The following is a 24,653-nucleotide window of genomic DNA, read 5'->3' as shown; positions in this document are numbered from 1 at the left end:
CGGTTCGCACCCCTACCAGGGTGTGATCCTGGTGAGGCTCAGGACGCGGGTTCGACCAGGCCGGTGTCGTACGCGAGGATCACGGCGTGCACGCGGTCGCGGAGCCGAAGCTTCGCCAGCACCTTGCCGACGTGGGTCTTCACGGTCTGCTCTGCGATGAACAGATCGGCCGCGATCTCACTGTTCGACCGGCCTCGCCCGATGAGCACCAGAACCTCTCGCTCCCGGTCGGTGAGATCAGCCAGCGAGGACGCGGCCTGCGGCGTTCGCGGTCGCCGACCGGCGAACTGCTCGATCATCCGCCTGGTCACGCTGGGGGCGAGCAGCGCGTCACCGCCGGCGACCACGCGCACGGCGTGGACCAGCTCTTCCGGAAGAGCGTCTTTCAGCAGGAACCCGCTCGCGCCGGCCTCGAGCGCGTCATAGACATAGTCGTCGATGTCGAAGGTCGTGAGCATGAGGATCCTCGGCACATGGGCGGCGGGGTAGCCGGGGCTGAGGATGCGACGGGTCGCCTCGATGCCGTCGACCTCCGGCATCCGCACGTCCATCAGGATCACGTCCGGATCGAGGCGGGCCGCGAGAGCGACCGCCTCGGCGCCGTTCGCGGCCTGACCGGCCACACGGATCCCTTCGTGGGCATCGAGCAGGGCGGCGAATCCGGCGCGCACCATGGCCTGATCGTCGGCGATGAGGACGCTGATCGTCACGGGGTCTCCTGGGTGATCGGGGCGATGGGTGGGGTCGACGGACTCTCGTGCAGGGGGAGCGAAGCCGCGACCTCCCACCCGCCGTCGGCGGTCGGACTCGCGGTGAACGATCCGCCGAGCACCTCGATGCGTTCGCGCATTCCGCGCAGACCGTATCCGCCGCCGATGGACGTGGTCGGGGTCGCGGCGGGGCTGTTGCGGACGCGGACGCGGACGATGTCGGCATCCGCCTGGACGCGTACGGTGACGGCGGCGCCTGATGCATGCCTGACTGCGTTGCTGAGTGCCTCCTGCGCGATGCGGAAGGCGGCGATCTGAACGGCCTGCGGAGCGTCCGCGACTGCACCGGCGATCTCCAGGCCGACGGTCACACCCGCTCGACGGATGGTGTCGACAAGAGCGGGGATGTCGTCGATGCCCTGCTGGGGTGCGAGCTCGGCTGTCTGGTCTTCGGTGCGCAGCACTCCGAGCATCCTGCGCATCTCGGTCAGCGAGGTCCGCGCTGTGGCCGCGATGCTGTCGAACTCCACGGACGCGGCATCGCCGATCTCGGGGAGTCGGTAGCGTGCGGTCGACGCCTGCACCTGGATCACGGACATGCTGTGCGCGATCACGTCGTGCAGCTCGCGAGCGATGCGGGTGCGCTCCTCGACGAGGGCCCGTCGCGACTCCTCGAGTGCGGAGTGCTCGCGCTCCCGAGTGAGCTCGGCAGACACCCTCACCCGCCCGGCGACCAGGACGGCAACCAGGAACATCGCCGCAGCCAGCGACGTAGTGACGATGAGGTCGGCGGTGACGCTGCCTGCCGTCTCGGGAGTCGCGACGATCTCGGGGCGCAGCAGCGGCGCGGTGAGGGAGAGCAGTGCTCCGATGGCCAGGGGGAACACGCCCGCTCTCGCCCCGTGGATGAAGGTCACGACGCCGACCAGGAGCACGAAGGTCAGCAGGGCGGGCACCGACCACGGCCAGGGTGCCTCGGTCGCGAGAGTCGGGACGACGAGCAGCGGAAGCGTGAACGCCGCAGCGCAGAACATCGCGACCGCCCACCGCGGGTGACGCAGCGACAGCAGAGGTGCAGCACACAGTGCGGCACCCAGGATGAAGGAGAGCGGCAGCGATGTGCCGTACAGAACGGTCTGAATCGGCACGAGCACCGAGAACAGCGCAAGGCTCGCAGCGCCGAGCGCAGTGAGCGCGGCGGTCCGACGGCTGATGCGGGGAGCGCGCTCGATGCGCGGCCGACGACGTGCCATGTCTGTCATCCTGCCAGTTGCACCACACGGGCGCGTCTCCGGCGGGATGCCGTGACGCGATCGATCACCAGGCCGATGACGAGCGCCACGGCGATGCCGATGCCGGCGCTCACGAGCGGCTGCTCCTTGATCCACGACCCCGCGAGCAGTCCGATGGCGAGGCTCAGAGCACTCCAGCTGATGCCGGCCACGATGCTCAGCGGAAAGAATCTCCGCCACGGAAAGCGCAGAGCACCGGCGGACATGTTGACCGCGACGCGGCCGACGGGGATATAGCGGGCGCCCAGGATGAGCGCCGCACTGCGGTGCGTGAGCGCTTTCTGTGCGTGAGCGAATGCCGAGGCGACTCGCGGACGACGCATCCACGCCCACCGGGTCGTGCCCAGCCGGCGACCGAGGGCGAATGCGATGTTGTCGCCGGTCGTCGCGCCCACAGCGGCGATGAGGCCGAGAGGCAGCAGCGCCCAGAACTCACCCGTCGACACGAGTACAGCCGCCGCTGCCACGAGCACGGTCTCGCTCGGAACCGGCGGGAAGAAGCCGTCGATGATCGTCACCGCGAGCAGCACGGCGTACAACCAGGGCGACGCGACGGTCTGCAGAATGAGCTCGTTGATAACATCCACCTCAGAAGGCTAGGAAGCAGGTGGCAGGTGGGGCATCACCCTGAGGTATCGACCGCATCCCCCCGGAGAGGTAGATCCGCCGACCGTCCGACCGAGGTCGGGGCGACCACCGTGCACGGCCTGCTGGTCGACGACCAGACCCGGTGCGAGCACTATCAGGGGCCGCTCGATGTGATCGCCCTCAAGTTCGCCTGCTGCGGCAAGTGGTACCCGTGCCATCTGTGTCACGCGGAGCGGGCTGATCACGAGACGCGGCAGTGGTCGACGAAAGATCGTGCGATGCAGGCGGTGCTCTGCGGCGTCTGCGGTTCGCTGCTGCGCATCGACGCCTACCTCGAGACATCCGAGTGTCCGACGTGTGCCGCAGGCTTCAATCCGGGCTGCCGGCTGCATCACGATCTGTACTTCGACTGAACACTCAGCAGGGCGATCTATACTGGGAGTTTGGCCCCTCGGCCCGAATCCCCTTGAAAGAACGGACATCCCGCCTGTGCTTGCCGTGCACGAACTCGAGATCCGCGTGGGCGCACGCCTCCTGATGGAGAACGTGTCGTTCCGTGTGAGCGACGGAGACAAGATCGGTCTCGTCGGCCGCAACGGTGCAGGCAAGACCACGCTCACCAAGGTGCTCGCCGGTGACGTCCTGCCGTCCGGTGGAAGCGTGACCCGTTCAGGTCAACTCGGCTACCTGCCGCAGGATCCGCGGTCGGGCAACCCCGAAGACCTCGCTCGCACGCGCATCCTCGACGCCCGTGGACTTGGCCAACTCAACCTCGGGATGAGCGAAGCGGCACTGGCGATGGGCTCGGACGACCCCGCGGTCGCCGACAAGGCGATGAAGCGCTACGCGCGCCTCACCGAGGAGTTCGAAGGACAGGGCGGCTACGCGGCCGAGGCCGAGGCGGCCTCCATCGCGAACAACCTCTCGCTGCCCGACCGCATCCTCGACCAGCCGCTCTCGACGCTGTCCGGTGGCCAGCGCCGTCGTATCGAGCTGGCCCGCATCCTCTTCTCCGATGCCGAGACGATGATCCTCGACGAGCCGACCAACCACCTCGACGCCGACAGCGTCGTGTGGCTGCGGGAGTTCCTCAAGAACTACAAGGGCGGGCTGATCGTGATCAGTCACGACGTCGAGCTCGTCGGCGAGACCGTCAACCGGGTGTTCTACCTCGACGCGAACCGCCAGATCATCGACACCTACAACATGAACTGGAAGAACTACCTGCGCCAGCGGGTGGCTGACGAGGAGCGTCGCAAGAAGGAGCGCGCCAACGCCGAGAAGAAGGCAACGACCCTGCAGCTGCAGGCAGCCCGCTTCGGTGCGAAGGCGTCGAAGGCCGCTGCCGCTCATCAGATGATCGCGCGTGCCGACAAGCTGCTCGCCGGACTCGACGACGTCCGCCAGGAAGAACGCGTCGCGAAGCTGCGCTTCCCGAAGCCCGCCCCCTGCGGCAAGACTCCGATGATGGCGACCGGACTCTCGAAGTCCTACGGGTCGCTGGAGATCTTCACCGACGTCGACCTCGCGATCGACCGCGGATCCAAGGTCGTCGTGCTCGGACTCAACGGTGCCGGAAAGACGACGCTGCTGCGCATGCTCGCAGGAGTCGACCAGCCTGACACCGGTCAGCTCGAGCCGGGACACGGTCTCAAGGTCGGGTACTACGCCCAGGAGCACGAGAACCTCGATGTGAATCGATCGGTGCTCGAGAACATGGTGTCGGCCGCTCCGCACATCACCGAGATGGAAGCACGCCGGGTGCTCGGCTCGTTCCTGTTCACGGGAGATGACGTGCTCAAGCCCGCCGGAGTGCTCTCGGGTGGTGAGAAGACGCGTCTCTCGCTCGCAACACTCGTGGTCTCGTCCGCGAACCTGCTGCTGCTGGACGAGCCCACCAACAACCTCGACCCCGCCTCGCGCGAAGAGATCCTCGGCGCGCTCGCGCACTACGAGGGGGCAGTCGTGCTCGTCTCGCACGACCCTGGTGCGGTGCAGTCGCTCAACCCCGAGCGCGTGCTGATCCTCCCCGATGGCGTCGAAGACCTCTGGAGCCAGGAGTACCAGGACCTCATCGAGCTCGCCTGATCGGGCCCGGCGGACGCACTTCGTCGGAGGCCGGTGGCATAGTCGAAAGGGTGACGCACCCATCTGACACCGACCTTGCATCTCTCAACGAGTGGCTGAGAGGTAGGCATGCCCTCACCGGGGTCGCCCCCGATTGGGATCTCGGCGCGCTTCCCGACCACCCCAGCGCTCTCTTCGCCACGTGGCTGCGCGCGGCGGCGGATTCCGGGGTGCCCGAGCCGCACACGGTGACCCTCGCGACGGTGGATGCCGACGGACTGCCCGACGCTCGGACGCTCATCCTGAAGCGGATCGACGACCGAGGCTGGGCCTTCGCCAGTACGAGGTCGTCTCGCAAGGGCACGCAGCTGGCCGCCTCGCCGGCCGCGGCCCTGAACTTCTGGTGGCAGCCGCAGGTGCGCGCGGTGCGGGTGCGCGGGCGTGTGGAAGAAGCGACGCCCGAGGAGAGTGCCGCCGATCTCGCTGCGCGCTCCCCGGCGGCGCGTGCGGAGGTCGCGGACGGCGACTGGGTGCTGTGGCGGATCGTCCCCACCCGGATCGAGTTCTGGCAGGGATCGAGAGACCGCCGTCACACCCGTGTCGTCTTCGACGCCGTCGATTCAGGATGGTCTCGGACGATCATCGGCGGCCTCGCGGAGCGGGCGTCGGGGGAAACGCCGACGACATGAGCGCACTGACGGGCGTTCGCTAGGGCGCTCCGGCGTCACGAGGTCGGTCAGCGCGCGTCGAGGAGCTCGTCTTCGACGTCGGCATCCCTGTCGCGCCGCCGGGACTTCTTCACCGGTGCCGGCATGCCCTCGACCTCTTCGCGGTGCTTCACTATCTCGGTGCGGATGATGTACCCGATGAAGATGAAGCCCATCAGCGCGAACAGGATCCACTGGATCGCGTACGACAGGTGCGGGCCGGGGTCGTCTGTGGGCGAGCTGAAGCCGCCGAGGGTTCCTTCGCCGGCGGGGTCCTCGCTGACGATCTGCCCGTACGCGCTCGTGATGACATCTCCGTCGACCAGCTCGGCGATCGACGGGAGGTTGATGGTGGGCACCTGCCCCTCGGGGGCGCCTCGCCCGGAGGCCGGAAGCTGCTCGCCCGGACGCAGACGCACGATGACCTCGACCTCACCGGTCGGAGGCGCCGGAACGGAATCCGGGGAGTCGCCGTCGCCCGGCGGCACCCATCCGCGATCGACGATGAACACACGACCGTCGGCGTCACGGAACGGCACCAGAACCTCGAATGCGCTGGTCCCGCCATGCGGCCGATTGCGCACCAGCAGCTGTTCGTCGGCGATGTACTCGCCGCTCAGCACCACGGGATGCCACACATCACCGGGATCGAGCGTTCCGTCGGGGCCGATGAGGGCGGCGAGCGGCACGGGGTCCGCATCGTAGTTCTTCTCGACGAGTGCGATCTGCTCGGATCGCGTCTCGTTGCGCTCGAACTGCCAATTCGACAGAAACGCGCAGGCGATCGCGAATCCGATCGCGATCAGCACGTACACGGTCCATCTACCCATCCGCGCACTCACGAGGGAACACCATCTCTCACTGTCACGGGGAAGTCCCTGGCTGCCAAGTAGTCGTGGAGGAAGTCGACGTGCTCATCGCATGCGAGCCAGACCTTCTCACGGTCAGCGGCGTGGATACGGGGATTGCGCCACACCACCTGCTTGGTCGCCGCGTTCCGGCATCCGGCACGCGAGCACTCCAGTCCACTCACTCGCGATCCTGGCGGCTTTCGTGAATGGTGATGACGTCAGGAGCGGAGTCCTGTTCGACCGGCAGGGTCGGGGCCGGGGTCGGCGCCTCCAGCTGCTGAACCGGGGACTCTGCCGTCGTCTCGGTGCTGTCGCTCCCCGCGTTGGCGAACACGACCGCGATGTAGGGAAGGAGGGCGGCGGCCAGCGCGAACACCCACGTGTACCAGCCGTACGGCTGCACGAACATCATCAGCGCGAAGCAGACGATGCGGATGGTCATCGTGACCGCATATCGGCGCACGCGGTGGTCTGCCTCGTCCTTCGGCGACTGCGGAAGCGAGGTGACAGCAGGGACCAGGGGCTTGCTCTTCACGATGAGTCCAGCCTACGCCGGTGCGGGCAGGACGGCGCGCCCGTCTGCAGCTCAGGTCGAGAAGAGGAACGGCAGTGTGAAGGCGCCGAAGAACACGGCACTGATCACCGTCATGACGATGCCGATGACCAGGAAGCCGACCATGATGTAGCCCATGATCAGACCGGCGAATGCCATCCCGCGGCCGCCGATCGCCGGGTTCTGCTTCGTCTGCCGCAGCGCCATGTGACCCGTGATGACGGCGACGATCGAGGCGAGCAGTGGCACGACGGCCCAGAAGAGCACGACCCCGGCGATTCCGCAGATCAGCGACGTGATCGCAAGTCCGCTCGCGGGGCGAGGCGCGGAGTAGGGCGTCGCCCCGTAACTCGGATAGCCGGCGCCGGGCTGACCCGGAGCGGACGCAGCGTAGTAGGGCGGCTGTGCTGCGGCGCCGTAGGGCTGAGTCACAGCAGAGCCGTAGGGCTGCTGGGGGGCGTACTGCGGCGGTTGCGGCGACGTCGGGTAGCCCTGCGAAGGGGCGACCGACGGTGCCGCACCGGGATACGCCTGGTAGGGCTGAGCGGGGGGAGCCGGGGGCGCGGGCGCCGGCGGCGGGGGACTCGGTTGTGCGTCAGGCGGAGTGGGGATGCTGTTGTCGCTCACGGTGAAGCCTTTCGTCGGGTTCAGCGTTCCAGTCACGGCGCTGTTCTGTCAAACGTCGCCCCGATCCAGTCGCGACATCATCGGTAGGATCGATGACGACCCGGCCGCCACCCCCGCACCGGCCAGATCAGGAGTGGAAATGAGTTCTCGCGTCGTCCTCGTCACCGGCGGAAACCGCGGCATCGGCCGTGCGATCGCCGAAAGATTCGTCAGGGACGGCTACCGCGTCGCCGTCACGGCTCGCAGCGGCGAAGGCCCCGAGGGCACTCTCACCGTGCGCGCAGACGTCACCGATGCCGCTGCGCTCGATGCGGCCTTCACCGAGGTCGAGCAGCAGCTCGGACCCGTCGAGGTCGTCGTGGCGAATGCCGGCATCACCAAGGACACCCTGCTGCTGCGGATGAGCGAGGACGACTTCGACAGCGTGGTCGCGACGAATCTCGGTGGCACGTTCCGCGTCGTGAAGCGTGCGTCGAAGGGCATGCTGAGGGCTCGGTTCGGCCGGGTCATCCTCATCTCCAGTGTGGTGGGCCTCTACGGCTCGGCCGGCCAGGTGAACTACTCCGCGTCGAAGAGCGCGCTCGTCGGCTTCGCACGTTCGCTCACTCGTGAGCTCGGCGGACGCGGCATCACCGCGAACGTCGTCGCGCCGGGTTTCATCGAGACCGACATGACGGCTGAGCTTCCCGAAGAGACTCAGAAGCAGTACAAGGCGAACATCCCGGCCGGACGTTTCGCGACGCCCGATGAGGTCGCAGGTGTTGTCACGTGGCTCGCAGGGGATGACGCCGGGTACATCTCGGGCGCAGTCATCCCCGTCGACGGCGGCCTCGGCATGGGGCACTGACGCCCAGACGTCAACGCACCGTCATCGGCGGGTGATCGCGGCGTCGAGCAGCGTGGCGAGCCTGTTCGGCATCGAGATCTGAGGCCAGTGACCTGAGTCGATGCGCACCACCTCGGCATCGTCGATCGCACGGAACTCCTCGGCATACGGCCCCCACTGCTCAAGCTCGGACTCGAACGTCTCTTGGTCGAGACCTCCCATGAGCAGTGTCACCGGCACCCGATGGCGCGCCCCCGGGCCGAGCTCGATCGCATCAGTGGGCACGCGCGCGGGCACGCTGTGCGTGAGCGGCGCGGTGCGCGCACGGGTCGCAGCGTCGAGGTCGTCGACGTCTTCAGCCGGGAAGAAGTCCCACCCTGGGAAAGGGACGACGCCGTCGACGATCTCGAACTCGCTGATGCCGAAACCGGACGGCGGCGGCACGGTGTCGACGAAGATGACCCGCGATACGCGGTCTGGCCGCGCATCGGCGACGCCCCAGGCGACGTTGCCACCGCCGCTGTGACCGACGACGACCACAGGTGCGGCGACGGCGTCCACAGCCGCGACAGCGGCATCGACCCAGTCGGCGATGCCGATATCACCGGATTCGGCGGCGGGAAGACCCACCCCCGGCATGGTCAGCGGGTGCACCGTGTGCCCGGCGCGTTCGAGATCAGTGGTCACGTCGCTCCAGCTGGATGCATCAAGCCAGAGACCGGGGATGAGGATGATGTCCATGCGCCGAGGTTAGGCGGGGCCTCGGACATCCGCTAGGGCAGCAGCGCGATGACCTCGGAGAGATCCTGCGGGCCGATGACGAGGCTCGCGGCCGCGCGCACGGCGGGCTTCGCATTGAACGCCAGACCGAGCCCGGCGGCCGCCATCATCTGCAGATCGTTCGCGCCGTCTCCGATGGCGATCGTGGCGTGGCGGGGCACGCCGAGTTCGTCCGCCCACTCGCACAGCGAGGTCGCTTTGGCCGCCGCGTCGACGATCTCGCCGTCGACACGACCGGAGAGCGCGCCGTCGACGACACCGAGCCGGTTCGCGCGCCAGCGGTCGACGCCGAGTCCTGGTGCGACGTCGTCGAGGATCTCGTGGAACCCGCCGGACACCACCCCGACGACGCCCCCGCGCTCATGCACGGCTGTGGTGAGCTCGCGCACGCCGGGGGTCGGTTCGATGCGGGCGAGCACACGGGCGAGACCCGAGACCAGCACGCCTTCGAGAGCCGCGACGCGTGAGCGCAGGCTCGCGGCGAAGTCGATCTCGCCGCGCATCGCCGCCTCGGTCGCCGCCTGCACCTCGTCACGGCGGCCGGCCTCGTCGGCGATCAGCTCGATCACCTCATTGCGGATGAGGGTGGAATCGGCATCGAGGACGACGAGGAATCGTGCGGCGGTCACGTCTCCGAGCTTATCGACCGAAGGCTGCCCGTCCGTGCATCGCGGTCTTCGGTCGGCATCCTCAGCGCTCGATGAAGAGTCCCTTGCCCACCACGGTGATGCCGGATTCGGTCACGGTGAAGCCTCTGGCGAGATCGCGTTCGCGGTCGACGCCGACGGTCGCACCATCGGCGAGGACGACGTTCTTGTCGAGGATGGCGCGATGCACGCGGGAACCCGCCCCTATTCTCACACCGTCGAAGACGACGGAATCGGTGATGGTCGAACCGCCGCCGGCAAGTGTCCACGGGCCCACGACGCTGCGCTCGAGATGCGTGCCCGAGAGCACGGATCCGAGCGACACGATCGAGTCGATCGCATTGCCGATGCGCCCGACGGAGTCTCGCACGAACTTCGCGGGCGGCGAGTTCACGGCCTGCGAGTGGATGGGCCACTCCATGTTGTAGAGGTTGAAGATGGGCAGCGTGGAGATCAGGTCCATGTGCGCGTCGAAGAAGGAGTCGATGGTACCCACGTCACGCCAGTACGAACGGTCTCGCGGGGAGGAACCCGGAACGTCGTTGCGCTTCATGTCGTAGTAGCCGGCCTCGCCCCGGTCGACGAAGTACGGCACGATGTCGCCGCCCATGTCATGACCGGAGGTGGGGGATTCTCCATCTGCCTCGACGGCGGCGATCAGCGCATCGGCGTCGAAGATGTAGTTGCCCATCGAGGCGAGCACCTCGTGGGGAGAGTCCTCGAGGCCCGCGATGTCGGTGGGCTTCTCGAGGAACTGCTTGATGCGACCCGACTCGGTGTCGGCGTCGATCACACCGAACTGTGAAGCCATCGCGAGCGGCTGGCGGATGCCGGCGACGGTGGCCTTCGCACCCGACTCGATGTGTGCGTCGAGCATCTGCCGGAAGTCCATGCGATACACGTGGTCTGCGCCGATCACGACGACGATGTCGGGCTTCTCGTCGTTGATGAGGTTGAGGCTCTGCAGGATCGCGTCAGCGGAGCCCGAGAACCAGCGCTTGCCGAGACGCTGCTGCGCCGGCACCGATGTCACGTAGGAGTCGAGGAGCGCCGACATGCGCCACGTCTGCGAGATGTGGCGGTCGAGGCTGTGCGACTTGTACTGCGTGAGCACGACGATCTGGCGCAGGCCCGAGTTGATGAGGTTCGAGATCGCGAAATCGATCAAGCGATACTGTCCGCCGAAAGGCACTGCAGGTTTTGCTCGGTCGGCTGTGAGGGGCATGAGACGCTTTCCCTCGCCGCCGGCGAGGATGATGCCGAAGATCTTCTTTGGTGCGGACATGCACCCACCATAGATGTGATTCGGCTCGGCTAACTAGCATCTGGACAAGTGAGTCACTACCGTCTAGACATGCGCGTCGAGATGATCACGAAGGAATACCCGCCGGAGATCTACGGAGGTGCCGGTGTGCACGTCGCAGAGCTCGTCACAGCCCTGCGGCAGAATATCGATGTACAGGTGAGGGCCTTCGGTTCTCCACGGGATGAGGCCGGTACTTTCTCGTATCAGGCACCCTCAGAACTGGCCTCGGCCAACGCCGCTCTGCAGACGCTCGGCACCGATCTCGAGATCGTGGCGGCGATCTCCGACGCCGATCTCGTGCACAGCCACACCTGGTACGCGAACTTCGCCGGACACCTCGCCTCGCAGCTGCACGGCATCCCTCACGTGCTCACCGCGCACAGTCTCGAGCCTCTGCGCCCGTGGAAGGCCGAGCAGCTCGGCGGCGGGTACGCGGTGTCGAGCGGCATCGAGAAGCTCGCCTACGAGAATGCGGCGGCGGTGATCGCCGTGAGCGCCGGCATGCGGGAGGACATCCTGCGCAGCTATCCCTCCGTCGACCCGGCCCGGGTGCGTGTGATCCACAACGGGATCGACGTCGAGCGGTGGCGCCCGGTGCAGAACCCGGCGTTCCTCGAGTCGGTCGGCATGGACCCGTCCCGACCGTCTGTCGTGTTCGTCGGCCGCATCACGCGCCAGAAGGGCTTGCCGTACCTGCTGCAGGCCGCTCGTCTGCTGCCTCCGGAGGTCCAGCTGATCCTCTGCGCCGGGGCGCCGGACACCCCCGAGATCATGACGGAGGTGCAGGAGGGTGTGCGGCTTCTCCAGCAGACGCGCGAGGGAGTCATCTGGATCGATCGGATGCTGCCGCGAGACGAACTCTCGGCGATCCTCACGGCAGCCACGACGTTCGTATGCCCGTCGGTGTATGAGCCGCTGGGCATCGTGAACCTCGAGGCCATGGCGTGCGGGGCAGCTGTCGTCGGCACGGCCACCGGCGGCATCCCCGAGGTCGTGGACGACGGCGTCACCGGGCGCCTGGTGCCGATCGAGCAGCTGCAGGACGGCACCGGGACGCCGGTCGACCCCGAGCGGTATGTCGCCGACCTCGCGAACGTGCTCACCGAGGTGACCTCCGATCCGGAGCAGGCTCGCGCCTACGGTGCGGCCGGTCGAGAGCGCGCGCGCGAGGAGTTCAGTTGGGATGCGATCGCCGACACCACGCGCGCGCTGTACGCGGAGCTGACCGCCTGAGCCGATAGGCTGGAGGCATGTCGATCGCCCTGGAATTCACCGACGTCGTCGTGCGCCGCGAGGGGCGCGACATCATCGATCACGTGACCTGGCAGGTCGACGATGATCAGCGGTGGGTGATCCTCGGACCCAACGGCGCAGGCAAGACCACGCTGCTCCAGCTGGCGGACACGCTGATGCACCCGACCTCCGGAGCCGTCACGGTGCTGGGGGAGACCCTGGGGCGCACCGACGTGTTCGAACTGCGTCCTCGCATCGGATTCGCCTCCTCGGCCATGGCGAAGCGCGTGCCGCGTGAAGAGACGGTCTTGAACACGGTGCTCACGGCGGCCTACTCCGTGCTGGGTCGCTGGAACGAGAACTACGAGGACATCGACGAGCGCCGTGCGCTGCGGGTGCTCGGCGACTGGCGCCTCGACCACCTGGCCGATCGCACCTTCGGGACCCTGAGCGACGGCGAGCAGAAGCGCGTGCAGATCGCCCGTGCCGTGATGACCGACCCTGAGCTGCTGCTGCTCGACGAGCCGACCGCGTCGCTCGACCTCGGCTCGCGCGAGGAGCTGCTCGCGCTCCTGAGCGGCTATGCCTCGTCGCCGACGACACCCGCGATGCTGATGGTCACGCATCACGTCGAGGAGATCCCGGTCGGGTTCACGCATGTGCTGCTCATGCGTGAGGGGCGCATCGTGGCAGCCGGGCCCATCGCCGACACTCTGACCGCCGACACTCTGACCGAGACGTTCGGCATGCCGATCGTCCTCAGCAGTGAAGAGGACCGCTACGCGGCCCGCGCGGCATCCTGACGCGGATCTGATAGAATCGATCCTTGGTGCTCTCTGCACCGCAGACTTCCCTCGTCCCTGGCACAATCCAGGGCAGCAACTAAGGAATCCCATGAAGACTGACATTCACCCCGTGTACAAGGCAGTCGTGTTCCGCGACCTCGGCTCGGGCGAGACGTTCCTCACCCGTTCGACTGTCTCGAGCGACAAGACGATCGAGCTCGACGGCGTCGAGTACCCCGTCATCGACGTCGAGATCTCGTCGGCATCGCACCCGTTCTACACGGGCAAGCAGCGCATCATGGACTCGGCCGGCCGCGTCGAGAAGTTCAACCAGCGCTTCAAGGGCTTCGGCGGATCGAGCAAGTAACGACCACCGGGTTTCAAGGCCCCGTGTTCCTCGGAACACGGGGCCTTCGTCGTCTCGGCCGGGTCACGCCCTGGCTCAGATCGTCGACGATCAGGTCAGATGTCGATGACGATGCGTTCGCCGTCGATCCTGCTGGGCGGGTCACCGGGAGAGGGCGCTGGGGCTGTGCGCTTCGTCTGACGGTCGCGCTCCATCCCGGCCTCGTGCGCCGACGGCATCCAGACCGCTTCGAACGAACCGCCCAGTCCGCCGCCAGCGCTCTCGTACTTCCTCTCGAGCGGCGCCTTCGCGTAGACGGCCACGATCACCACGACGATCGCGATCACGACGACGAGCAGGATCGCGATCGTGAGGAGCATTCCGAGTGTGTCGGCCATGAGACCAGGCTATGCGGGTCCCGCCGCCCGGGCATCCGTCTACAGGAGGATTCCGGCGGGGAACCTCAGCGGATGCGGCGACCGTGGGCGAGGTCGATGAGGTGCGTCAGGACGGGGCCTGAACGCACGCCGTTGTGCTCATGCTCGCTCGTGACCCACAGCTCGACCCCCGGAAGCAGTCGAGCGGTCTCGAGCGAGAACTCCATCGGCACGTAGACGTCGTTCACATACACGGCCGCGGCACCCGTCGCACCGGAGGCGGCGATCGCGACCTCGTTGTAGATCCGAGGCCACTCGAAGTCCGCCAGCGCGAGCGTGACGTCACGCCACGGCTGGAAGGCCGGCACCGTCTCGGTCCACTCGCTGCGGATGTGCTCACCGGTGAACAGGGTGACGTCATCGCGGAAGTCCTGGGGCTCCGTGCGCTCCGCCGACCAGCGTGTGGCGTGCCCGCTCGCGTAGCTCGACTCGTGGAACGCGAAGTAGAGCGGGTTGCGGCCGCCGTACGGCATCGCGTGCATCAGATCGTGGCGGAAGGCGTTCGACGCAGGGTCTCGCTCGAGCAGTGACCACACGGTCTGCCATCCGTCGTTCGTGCCGAGCGCCGAGCCCACGGAGCGCAGTCGTGACGGCGAGACCACTTCGCCGTCCGGCAGCACGATGCCGCCCGCCGCGGCCCGATCGACCAGGTGACGCATCACGTCCCGGTGCTCGGGGAACCGGCGGTAGTACCGTTCGGAGGCGGCGCGCATCTTGTCGTAGCAGAGGGCGTAGACCTCGTCGGGGTGCCGGTTCACGGTGCTGAGTCCGCCCGTGATGAAGACATCGGCGAGCGAGTCCGCGTCGGTCGACAGGTAGGCCAGGGTCGTGAATCCACCGAAGGACTGACCGAGGACGCTCCACGTCTCGGCGCTGAGGTGCTGGCGCATCGCCTCGCAGTCGCGGACGATCGAGTCGGCGCGCAGATGCGTGAGGTACTCGGCGACCTCGGCGGAGCCTCGCTCGAGATCCGCATCGCCGACCGGTGTCGAGAGTCCGGTGCCGCGCTGGTCGAGCATCACGACGCGATAGTGCGCGAGCGCCTCATCGAGCCACGCGGGGGAGGACGACGCATGGAAGGGACGCGGTGCCTCGTGTCCGGGACCGCCCTGCAGGAAGACCAGGTAGGGGAGTCGCTCACCGCCTTCGCGTGTGATGATCCGCGCGAAGATGTCGATCGTGCGGGAGTCGGCCTCATCTCCCCATACGAGCGGAACGGTCAGCGTGTGCTCTTCGACGGTCAGATCGAGGAGGCGGCGGATGGTCGTCGTCATGTCACATCACATTCCCGATGTAGGAGTACTTGACGAAGACCTCCGAGGCGATGTCCGCCTCGTGGAGCACGCCCTGCACTGCGTTCATCATGTAGTTCGAATCCCAGCCCATGTAGAGATGGTGTGTCGCGTCGAGCTGGTCCCACTGGCCCTTCCAGGCCGTCGACTCGTAGATCGGACCGCCGTGGGCGGCGCAGTACGACACGGCGGCGCCGCGCGTGTCCGTCCACGCGCGACGGAAGACGCGGTTGAAGAGATGCTTGACGTCGAAGACCTCCCAGCGCTCTCCGCGGTACTCGACGTACTCGAACTCGCGCTCCCATCCGGCAGGCCACCCGCGTCGGCGGACCGCATCGAGGATGGGGGTGAGCCCGTCGTCGTCGATCTCGGGCAGCGCGGGGCGCGCCCAGATCCTCAGCAGATCGGATGTGAGCCGGATCGTGCGCTGCGAGATGGCCGCTGTTCCCCACGCCTGCGTGTCTGCGAGCGCCCTGGTCTCGGGGACGGAGCTGCGAGAGTACGCCTCGTCGCGTTTCACGGAGTACGACTCTCCGAAGACGCGCTCTGCGAGCGTCTGCTCGAGCAGGGTGAGATTGCCGAGCGTCGGGGCGAGCGCGCGATGGGCGTTGCGCTCGTCGTCCGAGTAGTCGATCCACGGCCGCAGGCCATCGCCCGACCAGCTGTCGCTGGGGACTGTGGGCACGATGTGCTCCACATCGAACTCGTCCGGGTCGTCGACTCCCTCGAGCCGCCCGAGGACATAGGCCGGATGCGGCAGCTCGCTGTACTTCAAGACGGCGCTGACGCGCTCGTCTGACGGTGTGATCCGGGCGAACGCGCGCGCCAGTTCCTCTCGACCGTTCGCCCTGGCGCGACAGAGTCTCGCGACCAGCCGCTCGTTGGGCAGGTTCACGAGTGTGCGGCGGAGGTACATCGTCTGGATCCACTCGAGCGTCTCGATGAGCTCGTCGCGAGCGATGACTCCGTGGGAGTGATCGCTGTAGACGCTGAGGACCAGTGGGTACGAGGCGCGTCCGAAGGTGTTCACGTAGCGCAGCTGTCGCGCGATCTCGGGGTCCTTCTCGAGCGATGGATCGAGCAGGATGCCGTAGATCTCGGCGTAGTGACGCCAGACCTCGGCATCCGCCTGCAGGTGATCGAGGTCGACGCGGGGGAACGAATGCCGGAACGCGCTGTAGACACCGTGCTCGCCGTTGGCGGCCACCTCGCGGCCCGTCGTCATCACGAGATAGTGCCGCCAGAACAGGCCGATGGTCTCGCCGGTGTGCTGCTCGATCGGCAGCCAGAACCGTGCCTCGACGTCGAGCTGCTCTGCGTGGGTCAGCCCCATCAGCATGTAGTTGTGGATGAGCTCGTGATCGCGCAGCGGCTCGCCCGTGGAGTTCAGGCTCTCGAAGATCTGCTGCGCGTTGGCGGCGGCGCCGAGGGTGATCGAGACGTGCTCGAGCTTCTTCAGCCCCGCCCAGATCTGCGGCGCCTCGTCGGCGTGCACCTGGCTGCGGAAGAACGCGTAGTTGTCGTCGAACCGCGACTCGCGCTCTGTCTGGATATCGCGCTCGAGCACCACGGACTCATACAGCTCGGCCCACGCGTCGTGCGGGCGCAGCTTGGTGCGCGTGGGGTCTTCGGGGCGCACGAGCACTCGGTCGAGGTCGGCGGCAAGCAGGGGATCGGAGTCCTGAACCGCGTGCCGAAGCGCTGCGACCAGCAGCATCAAGGTCGTGATGCGCTGTTGACCGTCGATCAGCACGAGGTCGGTGTCGGCCTCGCTGTCGTCGGCAGCCGAGAGGATCGACCCGATGAAGTGACGGTGCGAGGAGTCTTCGCGGGCGACCGCACGGACGTCGGAGAGCAGCTGCTCGCAGCCGCCGATATCCCACCGGTACTGACGCTGGTACACCGGCACGACGATGGTCGTGGAGTCCTCTGCGAGCCACTCGATCGTGTTGACAGCTGTCGCCTCGACGTTGGTCGCAGTGCTCATGCTGGTGTCTCGTCCTCCCGTAACGCCCGGCGCCGAGGAGTCGCCAGGCGCCCGATTCAGTCTATTCGCTTATTCACGGCAGCCCTCGGCGGCGCTCCAGAGGCGCCCTGTTAGGCTTGCCTTATCAGGGCCTGTTAAAACGTGCTGGCCCCCGATGAAAGGATCTGGTTCAGATCATGGGATACATCAAGTCTGCCGCGCTCGAAGACAAGGGCTTCGTCGTTCTCGACAGCTACAACCAGGAGCTCGACCCCAAGGAGTGGCTCGACATCGAGTACAACGACTGGAAGTCGTCGGGTGACACCCGCTTCGCGCCGCTCGCCAGCGCCAAGGGCGAGATCGAGTGCAACGGCTTCTGGAACCACAAGCCGCCGCGCACCGACAAGGACGGCGTCTGGATCGACTCGCAGACCGAGAAGGCTCCGAACCTGACGCGTCGTGCACAGGAGCCCGGCGCCAACGTCGGTCGCTGCCGCGTGATCGAGCTGCAGCCGACCCCGTACGGCGAGTGCCTCTACAACCTCCACCAGGACGACAACAACCGCCTGAACCCCGACGGCACCGGCTGGGTCGTGCGTGGATTCTTCAACCTCAGTGACGACAAGGACAGCTTCTTCGTCCTCCGCGAGAACCGCACCGACCCCAGCATCGAGTACCGCATCGCTCTGCCGGCCGGCGCACAGCTCATCGTCGACACGCAGCGGCTGTGGCACGCGGCGACCCACGTCGGCACCGAGCCGCGCTACTGCCTCATCACGTCGTGGACGTCCGGCCCCGAGCTCGACGCCTACATCGAGAAGTACAACGGAACCCAGGACGTGCCCAACGTCGAGGTCCCGCAGGACGTCCTCGAGGCAGGCTACGCCGAGCAGGCTCGTCGAGACGCCGCCCGCGCCGCGTACTACGCCGCGAAGGGCCAGCAGGTCAAGCAGGCCATGAGCGAGGCATGATCCTCGTCTGATCCACGGCCGTTCGCGGTCTGAAGGCCCCGGTCCCTGTGACCGGGGCCTTCGTCGTATGAATCACACGCTTGTTATTTCGCCTGGTCTGGGCGAGAATAGCCCCATAACCGCATATTCACGCCAGTTCTCGTTGTTTCAGGTCGTTGGGGAAGACGCACCTGATGAAACGGAGAGATCATGGCGACGGCTTACGCACGCGGAGTGGTGTTCATCCACTCTGCACCTCGCGCGCTCTGCCCGCACCTGGAATGGGCGGTGGGACGCGCCATCGGTCGCGCAGTGAACTTCGACTGGAGCGACCAGCCGGTGCTCGACGGCGCTCGTCGCGCCGAGTTCTACTGGGACGGACCGGTGGGCACGGGCGCTGCTCTCGCGACCGCCATCCGGGGCTGGGAGCATCTCCGCTTCGAGGTCACCGAGGATCCGACACCTCGCAGCGACGGCGGCCGCTGGCTCCACACGCCCGACCTCGGCATCCACTATGCGCAGACGGATGCTGCGGGCAACATCGTCATCGGCGAGGACCGCATCCGCTATGCGATGGAGATCGCCGCCGGCAGTGCGACCGAGCTACAGCGCGAGCTCGACATCGCCCTGGGCTCTGCCTGGGACGAGGAGCTGGAGCCGTTCCGGCACGCGAGCGACGACGCTCGTGTGGTTTGGCTGCACAAGGTCGGCTAGGCGGCCACACACACCTGGAACGGGAAGGCGCGAGTATCGGATGCCGGTGAGCGATCCCGGACGCTGAGAAGGCGAATTCCCGTTCCACACATGACGAAGACCCCGCTCCTGACCACAGGGACGGGGTCTTCGTCTGTCAGATGACGGCCGAACGGGGCATCTCGGCGCCGGCCGCCGTGCCCCCGGTCATGACGTCGTCCCAGGCGAGCCGCAGTCGATCCATGGCCTCGGCGGTGCGCTCGGGTGGCAGGGTGATCGGGATCCGCAGGCGCCTCTCGAGGACGCCGCCCGTCGAGAACCGTGGCCCGGGCGGGAGGATCAGCCCGTGATCGCGGGCGGCCAGCGACAGGGCGGTCGATACGGGGGCACCCAGGTCGAGCCAGGCCGAGAGACCGCCGCTGGTCTGCGGCATGGATATGGTCTCGAACGATCCGAGTGCCGACGCCACGGCGTCACGACCGGCATGCAGGCGTGTCGCGACATGCGCGGTGAGCGCCGGCATCTCCTGCAAGAGCTCGACGGCGATGCACTGCTCGAGGAGCGCCGTGCCGAGCTCGAACGAGGGACGGGTCGCGAGCAGGCGGGCCATCACCGAGCGGTCGGCGCGGATCCAGCCGATGCGCATGCCGCCCCACGCGATCTTCGACATCGAGCCCACGGTGATGATCTGCGGGCTGAACGCCGAGAACGGAAGCGGAGTCCAGCCGCGATCGATGTCGAGCTCCGCGGTCGTCTCATCGATGATCAGCTGCGTGCCGACGCTGCGGGCCGTCGCGGCGATGCGTGACCGCTCGACATCCGACAGCGTGGCTCCTGTGGGGTTGTGGAAGTCGGGGATGAGGTACGCCAGGTGAGGGCGTTCGTGCAGCAGCGTGTCGGTGAGGTGGCGCTCATCCCAGCCGGAGACGTCGACCGGAGTCGGCAGCAGACGATAGCCGTGCCGGTGGAGCGCTTCGAGCGCATGTGGGAAGGTCGGCTGCTCGACGAGTGCGCGCTCTCCCCGGCGCCCGATTGTGGCGAGCACCAGGTTGAACGCGTTGAGCGCGCCCGACGTGATCATGATCTCATCGGCATCCGTCGGGACTCCACGCTCGGTGAAAAGCTGCGCGACAGCTTCACGCAGCTCGGGAAGGCCGCGCAGTGAGTACCCGCTGGTGCCGCGCATGGCCGCGAGCCGGGGGAGTGATCGCACCGTCGCGTCGTACAGCCCCGGAGTCGAATCCATCGACGCGATCGACAGGTCGATCGCCGACTCGTCTGGGGCGCCGTCTGCTGAGGTGGCGGTGTGTGGCAGGGTGACGCGGGTGCCGCCCCCGTGCAGGCGCGAAACGTAGCCGTCGGCCTCGAGGAGGTCGTAGACGCGGGTCGTCGTGGAGCGCGAGCGCCGCAGCTCGAGCGCGAGCGCTCGCTCGCTCGGCAGCCGCTCGCCCACGGTGAGCCGACCGTCGAGGATCAACGCACGCACTTGCTCTGCGAGGGCCTTGGCTGTGGCGCCGGCGACGTTGTGGGCACCGAGCTGCTGGACGAGCCGTGAGGTCATGACTCCAGCATGCCGCAAAGTGGCCTGAAGAATACAGGCCACTTCTCGCCGAGTGGTCTCGTGGACTGGACGCATGACTGGGCCAGCATGGAGAGATGCAGCTTCGTTCCGTCTTCCTCCCTATCAGCGCCACCAGCCGACGCGACGTCGTCGAGCGCGTCGCGCAGCTGCTCGTCGGGTTGTTCCTCTACGGCGTCGCCCTCGGTCTGATGGTGCGTGGCGGCATCGGCGTCGCGCCGTGGGACGTCCTCGCCCTCGGCGTCTCCGGGCAGACGGGGATCGGATACGGCGTCGTCACCGTGCTGGTCTCGGTGCTCGTGCTGCTGCTGTGGATCCCGCTGCGGCAGCGTGTCGGCCTCGGTACCCTGCTCAACGCACTGCTCGTCGGACCCAGCGCAGATCTGGCTCTCGCCGTCATTCCCGCGCCGCCGTCGATCTGGATCGGCGCTCCGATGTTCGTGGCTGGACTGGTGCTGCTCGCGTTCGCCACCGGGCTCTACATCGCCGCGGACTTCGGTCCCGGCCCGCGGGACGGCCTGATGACGGGGCTCGTCGGTCGCACCGGCTGGCCCGTATGGCTCGTTCGCACACTCATCGAGGGAAGCGTCCTGCTGGTCGGCTTCCTGCTCGGCGGACCGGTGGGTGTCGGAACCGTGCTCTTCGCCTTCGGCGTGGGACCCCTGATCGGCTGGTTCCTGCCCTGGACCACTCGCATCCGCGCTGCGAGATCACAGCAGCTCGCGCGGGCGACCGCACGCTAGACCTGCGTAGACAAGAGCGGCCCCCGGGATACCGGGGGCCGCTCTTCGTGGTCGCTGCGTGTCAGTCGGCGCTCGCGAAGACCGCGACGGCGTTGTGGCCGCCGAAGCCGAACGAGTTGCTGATCGCGTACAGCTGGCCGTCGCCCAGGGGCTGAGCTTCGCCCGAGAGCTTGAACGGAACGGCCGGGTCTGGTTCGGTCATGTTGATCGTCGGCGGGGCCACTCGGTCGCGCAACGCGAGCAGCGCGAAGATCGCCTCGAGGGCTCCCGTACCGCCGAGCAGGTGGCCCGTCGACGCCTTGGTGGCCGAGACGGGGATCTCATCGATCCGCTCGCCGAAGACCTTCTTAAGGGCGACGTACTCGTTGGGGTCGCCCACGGGAGTCGACGTCGCGTGCGCGTTGATGTGTGCGATCTGGTCGGCGGTGATGCCGGCCTCGTCGAGCGCCTGCGTGACGGCGCGTGCGGCGCCGGTGCCCTCGGGGTCGTTGCCCGTGATGTGGTACGCGTCAGCGGTGACGCCACCGCCGAGCACGTAGCCGTAGATCTTGGCACCGCGTGCCTTCGCGTGCTCCTCGGTCTCGAGGATGAGAGCGGCAGCGCCCTCGCCCATGACGAAGCCGTCGCGGTCGATGGCGCCGGGACGCGAGGCCCTGGCCGGGTCGTCGTTGCGGCGCGACAGAGCCTGGGCCGAGGCGAACGACGCCATCGTGATCGGGTGGATGGCGGATTCGGTGCCACCGGCGATCACGACGTCGGCAAGACCGTCCTGCAGGTGGTGGAAGGCGTGGATGATTGACTCGGTGCTGGAGGCGCAGGCGCTGACGACGGTCTGCGCGTAGGCCCGGGCCTGGAACTGCAGCGACAGGTTGCCGGCTGCGGCATTCGGCATCAGCATCGGGACGGTGAGCGGCATCACGCGGCGGGGGCCCTTCTCACGGAGAGTGTCCCACGCGTCGAGGAGGGTCCAGAGGCCGCCGATGCCGGTGGCGAAGTCGACTCCGAGACGCTCGGGAGCGACGTCGGGAGAACCGGCATCCGCCCAGGCCTCGCGTGCCGCGATGAGCGCGAACTGCGAGGAGGGGTCGAGCCGCTTCGCCTCGTGGCGGGGCAGGACCTCTTCGGGGCGGACGATCGCCTCGGCCGCGAAAGTGACGGGCAGTTCGTACTGCTGCACCCAGTCGTGCTCGAGGGTGCGGGTGCCGGACTTGCCTGCGAGCAGGTTCGTCCAGTTCTCGGGAGCTGTCCCGCCGATGGCGGACGTGGCACCGATGCCGGTGACGACGATGCGCTTGGTCATGTGTGGTTCCTTGTCAGGCGGGTCGAGCAGAGGGCGGGCAAGGCGGAGGATGCCACGCCCCGACTGTGCGGGGGTGGCATCCTTCGAGGATTACTCCTGGCCTGCGACGATGAAGTTGACGGCGTCGCCGACGGTCTTGAGGTTCTTGACCTCGTCGTCGGGAATGGTGACGCCGAACTTCTCTTCTGCGTTGACGACGATCGTCATCATCGAGATCGAGTCGATGTCGAGGTCGTCGGTGAACGACTTCTCGAGGGCGACCTCGGATGCGTTGATGCCGGTCTCGTCGGTGATGAGCTCTGCGAGGCCTGCGAGGACCTCATCGTTGGTGAAAGCCATGTGGTCTTCCTCTTTCTTACGGGTTGTATTCGGAACCGTGGAACAGTCTAGGGAAAGTCAGCGCGTTCTCAGGGAAGGACGACGACCTGAGCGGCGAACACGAGTCCGGCGCCGAAGCCGATCTGCAGGGCGAGACCGCCCGAGAGCTCGGGGTGCTCGGCCATCAGACGGTGGCTCGCGAGCGGGATGGATGCCGCCGAGGTGTTGCCGGTGGTCTCGATGTCGCGCGCGATCACCGTGGACTCCGGCAGCTTCAGCTGCTTGGCGAACTCGTCGATGATGCGCATGTTCGCCTGGTGGGGGATGAACGCGGCGATGTCGTTCGGCTCGACGCCCGCCTTGTCGAGTGCCTCGCGGGCGACCTTCGCCATCTCCCAGACAGCCCAGCGGAAGACCGTCTGACCCTCCTGGCGCAGGGTCGGCCACGGCACCTCGCCGTCGCGGAACTCGGTCAGGGTCGCGTTCATGCCGACCGCATCGGCCTTCGAGCCGTCGGATCCCCACACGGCAGGGGCGATGCCCGGCGTGTCGCTCGGTCCGATGAGGGCTGCTCCCGCGCCGTCGCCGAGCAGGAAAGAGATGCTCCGGTCGGCCGGGTCGACGACGTCCGACAGCTTCTCGGTGCCGATCACGAGGGCGTAGCGTGCCGCGCCCGACCTGATCAGCGCATCGGCCTGCGTGATCGCGTAGGCGTAGCCGGCGCAGGCCGCGTTGACGTCGTATGCGGCAGCAGGATTCGCACCCACGCGGTCGGCCACGATGGCCGAGACAGACGGCGACTGCTTCGGGTTGCTGATGGTGGCGACGATCACGAGGTCGACCTGGTCGGCGGGGATGCCGGACTTCTCGATGGCCTCTGCGCCGGCGATCGCGGCGAGGTCGATCGCATCCGTGCCCTTGTCCGCCCGCACGCGGGTGACGATGCCGGTGCGCTGACGGATCCACTCGTCGCTCGAGTCGATCGGTCCGATCAGGTCGTCGTTCGGCACGGCGTTCTCGCCGCGGGCAGCACCGAACGAGTAGATCCGCGTGTAGGCGGGCCCGGTGATCTGGTTCAGGGTGGGGCTCATGCGGCTTCTCCGTTCAGCAGCGCGACGGCCGCATCGAGATCTTCGGGGGTCTTCACGGCCACGGACGGGATTCCGCGCAGGCCGCGCTTGGCGAGACCCGTGAGCGCGCCGGCGGGCGCGAGCTCGATCAGACCGGTGATGCCGTGATCGGCGAACGAGGCCATGCAGAGGTCCCAGCGCACGGGAGACGACACCTGGTCGACGAGGTAGCTCAGGGCCTGCGCGCCATCGGTGACGACGGATCCGTCGCGGTTGGACCACAGCGTGATCTCGGGGTCGGCCGGAGCCACCGTCGCGACTGCCTCACGCAGGGCGGCGACGGCTGAAGCCATGTACGACGTGTGGAACGCGCCGGCCACCTGCAGGGGAATCACGCGCGTGCCCTTGACCGGCTCGGAGGCGAGAGCGTCGAGCCCTGCGAGCTCACCCGCGACCACGATCTGGCCGCCGCCGTTGTAGTTGGCGGGGGAGAGCCCGAGTTCTGTGAGACGCGTGAGGACGGCCTCTTCGTCGCCTCCCAGCACGGCGCTCATGCCCGTGGGGGTCTGTGCCGCAGCATCAGCCATGGCGCGACCTCGGATGCCCACCAGTCGCATGCCGGTCTCGGCGTCGACCACGCCGCTGCTCACGAGCGCGGCGATCTCGCCGACCGAGTGTCCGGCGACACCGTCGGCTCGGCGACCGGCACGCCCGGTGAGGGCGTTCGCCGCGATCAGGGATGCGGCGACGATCAGCGGCTGAGCGATGCGCGTGTCGCGGATGGTGTCGGCATCCGACACCGTGCCATGCTGCTGGAGGTCGACCTCTGCCGCCTCGGAGAACGCGGCGAGGCTGTCTGCCACACCGTCGAGCTCGAGCCAGGGGGAGAGGAAACCGGGGGTCTGCGAGCCCTGTCCAGGGCATACGACGACAATCACAACCCCAGTCTGCCAACGATCTGCCCTGAGTGGTGGATGATCCATCACA

At 67.5% G+C, this 24,653-nt stretch carries 28 protein-coding genes; 10 read left to right on the top strand and 18 right to left on the bottom strand.

What is annotated here, in order from left to right; all coding sequences use genetic code 11:
- Positions 1–38 precede the first annotated feature (38 nt).
- The 3 genes from FIV50_RS09875 to FIV50_RS09865 are packed head-to-tail and all read right to left on the bottom strand — an operon-like array spanning position 39 to position 2,589.
- The gene (locus FIV50_RS09875) at positions 39–710 is read right to left on the bottom strand and encodes a response regulator (RefSeq protein ID WP_140037285.1); all 672 of its coding nucleotides are present in this window, start codon (positions 708–710) and stop codon (positions 39–41) included.
- A complete protein-coding gene (locus FIV50_RS09870) occupies positions 707–1,963 on the bottom strand; it encodes a sensor histidine kinase (RefSeq protein ID WP_140037284.1) in 1,257 nt (418 codons plus the stop codon). Before FIV50_RS09870 ends, FIV50_RS09875 begins: the two co-directional genes overlap by 4 nt.
- A 5-nt stretch (positions 1,964–1,968) precedes the next feature.
- On the bottom strand, positions 1,969–2,589 hold the full coding sequence (locus tag FIV50_RS09865) for a DedA family protein (protein ID WP_140037283.1): 621 nt from the start codon (positions 2,587–2,589) through the stop codon (positions 1,969–1,971).
- Between the two features lie 111 nt (positions 2,590–2,700).
- On the opposite strand from FIV50_RS09865, the gene FIV50_RS09860 reads away from it, so the two are divergent.
- The 3 genes from FIV50_RS09860 to FIV50_RS09850 all read left to right on the top strand — a co-directional run bounded on the left by FIV50_RS09860 (position 2,701) and on the right by FIV50_RS09850 (position 5,346).
- Complete coding sequence (locus tag FIV50_RS09860; protein ID WP_140037282.1) at positions 2,701–3,003, top strand: CHY zinc finger protein; 303 nt, start codon at positions 2,701–2,703, stop codon at positions 3,001–3,003.
- Between the two features lie 76 nt (positions 3,004–3,079).
- Positions 3,080–4,678: an ABC-F family ATP-binding cassette domain-containing protein gene (locus tag FIV50_RS09855; RefSeq protein WP_042537558.1), complete on the top strand. Its 1,599-nt coding sequence runs from the start codon at positions 3,080–3,082 to the stop codon at positions 4,676–4,678.
- A gap of 50 nt (positions 4,679–4,728) precedes the next feature.
- Positions 4,729–5,346 (top strand): pyridoxine/pyridoxamine 5'-phosphate oxidase, encoded by a 618-nt coding sequence (locus tag FIV50_RS09850; RefSeq protein ID WP_140037281.1) that lies wholly within the window; start codon positions 4,729–4,731, stop codon positions 5,344–5,346.
- Positions 5,347–5,393: 47 nt separating this feature from the next.
- Here FIV50_RS09850 and FIV50_RS09845 read toward each other — a convergent pair whose 3' ends face one another.
- The 4 genes from FIV50_RS09845 to FIV50_RS09830 are packed head-to-tail and all read right to left on the bottom strand — an operon-like array spanning position 5,394 to position 7,431.
- Positions 5,394–6,194 carry an SURF1 family cytochrome oxidase biogenesis protein gene (locus tag FIV50_RS09845; protein WP_140037280.1) on the bottom strand — a complete coding sequence of 267 codons (801 nt, stop codon included), beginning with the start codon at positions 6,192–6,194 and terminating at the stop codon, positions 5,394–5,396.
- An 8-nt stretch (positions 6,195–6,202) separates the two neighbouring features.
- Positions 6,203–6,397, bottom strand: a complete 195-nt coding sequence (locus FIV50_RS17885) for a hypothetical protein (RefSeq protein ID WP_140037279.1) — start codon at positions 6,395–6,397, stop codon at positions 6,203–6,205.
- Positions 6,394–6,750, bottom strand: coding sequence for a DUF3099 domain-containing protein (locus tag FIV50_RS09835; protein ID WP_140037278.1), 357 nt, complete (start codon positions 6,748–6,750; stop codon positions 6,394–6,396). Before FIV50_RS09835 ends, FIV50_RS17885 begins: the two co-directional genes overlap by 4 nt.
- A 51-nt stretch (positions 6,751–6,801) precedes the next feature.
- Positions 6,802–7,431, bottom strand: a complete 630-nt coding sequence (locus FIV50_RS09830) for a DUF4190 domain-containing protein (RefSeq protein WP_140037277.1) — start codon at positions 7,429–7,431, stop codon at positions 6,802–6,804.
- 103 nt (positions 7,432–7,534) lie between these two features.
- Between FIV50_RS09830 and FIV50_RS09825 the strand changes: the two genes are divergently transcribed.
- Positions 7,535–8,242, top strand: a complete 708-nt coding sequence (locus tag FIV50_RS09825; protein WP_042537549.1) for a beta-ketoacyl-ACP reductase — start codon at positions 7,535–7,537, stop codon at positions 8,240–8,242.
- A gap of 21 nt (positions 8,243–8,263) precedes the next feature.
- On the opposite strand, the gene FIV50_RS09820 is transcribed toward FIV50_RS09825, so the two are convergent.
- The 3 genes from FIV50_RS09820 to glgC all read right to left on the bottom strand — a co-directional run bounded on the left by FIV50_RS09820 (position 8,264) and on the right by glgC (position 10,933).
- Positions 8,264–8,962: an alpha/beta fold hydrolase gene (locus tag FIV50_RS09820; protein WP_140037276.1), complete on the bottom strand. Its 699-nt coding sequence runs from the start codon at positions 8,960–8,962 to the stop codon at positions 8,264–8,266.
- A 32-nt stretch (positions 8,963–8,994) separates the two neighbouring features.
- On the bottom strand, positions 8,995–9,630 hold the full coding sequence (gene serB, locus FIV50_RS09815; protein ID WP_140037275.1) for a phosphoserine phosphatase SerB: 636 nt from the start codon (positions 9,628–9,630) through the stop codon (positions 8,995–8,997).
- Between the two features lie 61 nt (positions 9,631–9,691).
- Positions 9,692–10,933 carry a glucose-1-phosphate adenylyltransferase gene (gene glgC, locus FIV50_RS09810; protein ID WP_140037274.1) on the bottom strand — a complete coding sequence of 414 codons (1,242 nt, stop codon included), beginning with the start codon at positions 10,931–10,933 and terminating at the stop codon, positions 9,692–9,694.
- 69 nt (positions 10,934–11,002) lie between these two features.
- Here glgC and glgA point away from each other — a divergent pair, with 69 nt between their 5' ends.
- From glgA to FIV50_RS09795, 3 genes are all read left to right on the top strand, one after another.
- Positions 11,003–12,187, top strand: coding sequence for a glycogen synthase (glgA, locus tag FIV50_RS09805; protein ID WP_140037273.1), 1,185 nt, complete (start codon positions 11,003–11,005; stop codon positions 12,185–12,187).
- Positions 12,188–12,204: 17 nt separating this feature from the next.
- Positions 12,205–12,990 carry an ABC transporter ATP-binding protein gene (locus tag FIV50_RS09800; protein WP_140037272.1) on the top strand — a complete coding sequence of 262 codons (786 nt, stop codon included), beginning with the start codon at positions 12,205–12,207 and terminating at the stop codon, positions 12,988–12,990.
- A gap of 91 nt (positions 12,991–13,081) precedes the next feature.
- Complete coding sequence (locus FIV50_RS09795; RefSeq protein ID WP_042537536.1) at positions 13,082–13,339, top strand: type B 50S ribosomal protein L31; 258 nt, start codon at positions 13,082–13,084, stop codon at positions 13,337–13,339.
- Between the two features lie 95 nt (positions 13,340–13,434).
- Here FIV50_RS09795 and FIV50_RS09790 read toward each other — a convergent pair whose 3' ends face one another.
- The 3 genes from FIV50_RS09790 to FIV50_RS09780 form a co-directional block, all read right to left on the bottom strand.
- Positions 13,435–13,716, bottom strand: coding sequence for a hypothetical protein (locus tag FIV50_RS09790; protein ID WP_140037271.1), 282 nt, complete (start codon positions 13,714–13,716; stop codon positions 13,435–13,437).
- Positions 13,717–13,781: 65 nt separating this feature from the next.
- Positions 13,782–15,029 carry an alpha/beta fold hydrolase gene (locus tag FIV50_RS09785; RefSeq protein ID WP_140037270.1) on the bottom strand — a complete coding sequence of 416 codons (1,248 nt, stop codon included), beginning with the start codon at positions 15,027–15,029 and terminating at the stop codon, positions 13,782–13,784.
- Position 15,030: 1 nt separating this feature from the next.
- Entirely contained in the window at positions 15,031–17,034 is a 2,004-nt protein-coding gene (locus FIV50_RS09780) for a DUF262 domain-containing protein (RefSeq protein WP_140037269.1), read from the bottom strand.
- Between the two features lie 176 nt (positions 17,035–17,210).
- On the opposite strand from FIV50_RS09780, the gene FIV50_RS09775 reads away from it, so the two are divergent.
- Together FIV50_RS09775 and FIV50_RS09770 are read left to right on the top strand one after the other, a co-directional pair.
- Positions 17,211–17,984 (top strand): hypothetical protein, encoded by a 774-nt coding sequence (locus FIV50_RS09775; RefSeq protein ID WP_140037268.1) that lies wholly within the window; start codon positions 17,211–17,213, stop codon positions 17,982–17,984.
- 189 nt (positions 17,985–18,173) lie between these two features.
- Positions 18,174–18,677, top strand: a complete 504-nt coding sequence (locus tag FIV50_RS09770) for a DUF3145 domain-containing protein (protein ID WP_053096393.1) — start codon at positions 18,174–18,176, stop codon at positions 18,675–18,677.
- A 136-nt stretch (positions 18,678–18,813) separates the two neighbouring features.
- Here FIV50_RS09770 and yczR read toward each other — a convergent pair whose 3' ends face one another.
- Positions 18,814–20,217 (bottom strand): MocR-like transcription factor YczR, encoded by a 1,404-nt coding sequence (yczR, locus tag FIV50_RS09765; RefSeq protein WP_140037267.1) that lies wholly within the window; start codon positions 20,215–20,217, stop codon positions 18,814–18,816.
- Positions 20,218–20,312: 95 nt separating this feature from the next.
- Here yczR and yczE point away from each other — a divergent pair, with 95 nt between their 5' ends.
- Entirely contained in the window at positions 20,313–20,978 is a 666-nt protein-coding gene (yczE, locus tag FIV50_RS17665) for a membrane protein YczE (RefSeq protein WP_181164192.1), read from the top strand.
- 61 nt (positions 20,979–21,039) lie between these two features.
- Here the strand turns inward: yczE and FIV50_RS09760 are convergent, their stop codons facing one another.
- The 4 genes from FIV50_RS09760 to FIV50_RS09745 form a co-directional block, all read right to left on the bottom strand.
- Positions 21,040–22,278, bottom strand: a complete 1,239-nt coding sequence (locus FIV50_RS09760) for a beta-ketoacyl-[acyl-carrier-protein] synthase family protein (RefSeq protein ID WP_140037266.1) — start codon at positions 22,276–22,278, stop codon at positions 21,040–21,042.
- A gap of 90 nt (positions 22,279–22,368) precedes the next feature.
- The gene (locus FIV50_RS09755; RefSeq protein WP_017202249.1) at positions 22,369–22,617 is read right to left on the bottom strand and encodes an acyl carrier protein; all 249 of its coding nucleotides are present in this window, start codon (positions 22,615–22,617) and stop codon (positions 22,369–22,371) included.
- A gap of 68 nt (positions 22,618–22,685) precedes the next feature.
- Positions 22,686–23,687: a beta-ketoacyl-ACP synthase III gene (locus FIV50_RS09750; protein WP_140037265.1), complete on the bottom strand. Its 1,002-nt coding sequence runs from the start codon at positions 23,685–23,687 to the stop codon at positions 22,686–22,688.
- Positions 23,684–24,604, bottom strand: coding sequence for an ACP S-malonyltransferase (locus FIV50_RS09745; protein WP_140037264.1), 921 nt, complete (start codon positions 24,602–24,604; stop codon positions 23,684–23,686). The genes FIV50_RS09750 and FIV50_RS09745 overlap by 4 nt, the downstream gene beginning before the upstream one ends.
- Between the last annotated feature and the right edge of the window lie 49 nt (positions 24,605–24,653).

The organism is Microbacterium foliorum (assembly GCF_006385575.1).
Classification (GTDB): domain Bacteria; phylum Actinomycetota; class Actinomycetes; order Actinomycetales; family Microbacteriaceae; genus Microbacterium; species Microbacterium foliorum_B.
This window is presented reverse-complemented; position numbering and strand designations above follow the sequence as displayed.

What these genes read in the sequence shown, in the direction of transcription:
- yczR (WP_140037267.1), bottom strand. Translation starts at nt 20,217, where the DNA reads ATGACCTCACGGCTCGTCCAGCAGCTCGGTGCCCACAACGTCGCCGGC.
- FIV50_RS09755 (WP_017202249.1), bottom strand. Translation starts at nt 22,617, where the DNA reads ATGGCTTTCACCAACGATGAGGTCCTCGCAGGCCTCGCAGAGCTCATC.
- FIV50_RS09820 (WP_140037276.1), bottom strand. Translation starts at nt 8,962, where the DNA reads ATGGACATCATCCTCATCCCCGGTCTCTGGCTTGATGCATCCAGCTGG.
- FIV50_RS09760 (WP_140037266.1), bottom strand. Translation starts at nt 22,278, where the DNA reads ATGACCAAGCGCATCGTCGTCACCGGCATCGGTGCCACGTCCGCCATC.
- FIV50_RS09795 (WP_042537536.1), top strand. Translation starts at nt 13,082, where the DNA reads ATGAAGACTGACATTCACCCCGTGTACAAGGCAGTCGTGTTCCGCGAC.
- FIV50_RS09800 (WP_140037272.1), top strand. Translation starts at nt 12,205, where the DNA reads ATGTCGATCGCCCTGGAATTCACCGACGTCGTCGTGCGCCGCGAGGGG.
- FIV50_RS09825 (WP_042537549.1), top strand. Translation starts at nt 7,535, where the DNA reads ATGAGTTCTCGCGTCGTCCTCGTCACCGGCGGAAACCGCGGCATCGGC.
- FIV50_RS09770 (WP_053096393.1), top strand. Translation starts at nt 18,174, where the DNA reads ATGGCGACGGCTTACGCACGCGGAGTGGTGTTCATCCACTCTGCACCT.
- FIV50_RS09790 (WP_140037271.1), bottom strand. Translation starts at nt 13,716, where the DNA reads ATGGCCGACACACTCGGAATGCTCCTCACGATCGCGATCCTGCTCGTC.
- FIV50_RS09780 (WP_140037269.1), bottom strand. Translation starts at nt 17,034, where the DNA reads ATGAGCACTGCGACCAACGTCGAGGCGACAGCTGTCAACACGATCGAG.
- FIV50_RS09750 (WP_140037265.1), bottom strand. Translation starts at nt 23,687, where the DNA reads ATGAGCCCCACCCTGAACCAGATCACCGGGCCCGCCTACACGCGGATC.
- FIV50_RS09785 (WP_140037270.1), bottom strand. Translation starts at nt 15,029, where the DNA reads ATGACGACGACCATCCGCCGCCTCCTCGATCTGACCGTCGAAGAGCAC.
- FIV50_RS09845 (WP_140037280.1), bottom strand. Translation starts at nt 6,194, where the DNA reads ATGGGTAGATGGACCGTGTACGTGCTGATCGCGATCGGATTCGCGATC.
- yczE (WP_181164192.1), top strand. Translation starts at nt 20,313, where the DNA reads ATGCAGCTTCGTTCCGTCTTCCTCCCTATCAGCGCCACCAGCCGACGC.
- FIV50_RS09775 (WP_140037268.1), top strand. Translation starts at nt 17,211, where the DNA reads ATGGGATACATCAAGTCTGCCGCGCTCGAAGACAAGGGCTTCGTCGTT.
- glgA (WP_140037273.1), top strand. Translation starts at nt 11,003, where the DNA reads ATGCGCGTCGAGATGATCACGAAGGAATACCCGCCGGAGATCTACGGA.
- FIV50_RS09870 (WP_140037284.1), bottom strand. Translation starts at nt 1,963, where the DNA reads ATGGCACGTCGTCGGCCGCGCATCGAGCGCGCTCCCCGCATCAGCCGT.
- glgC (WP_140037274.1), bottom strand. Translation starts at nt 10,933, where the DNA reads ATGTCCGCACCAAAGAAGATCTTCGGCATCATCCTCGCCGGCGGCGAG.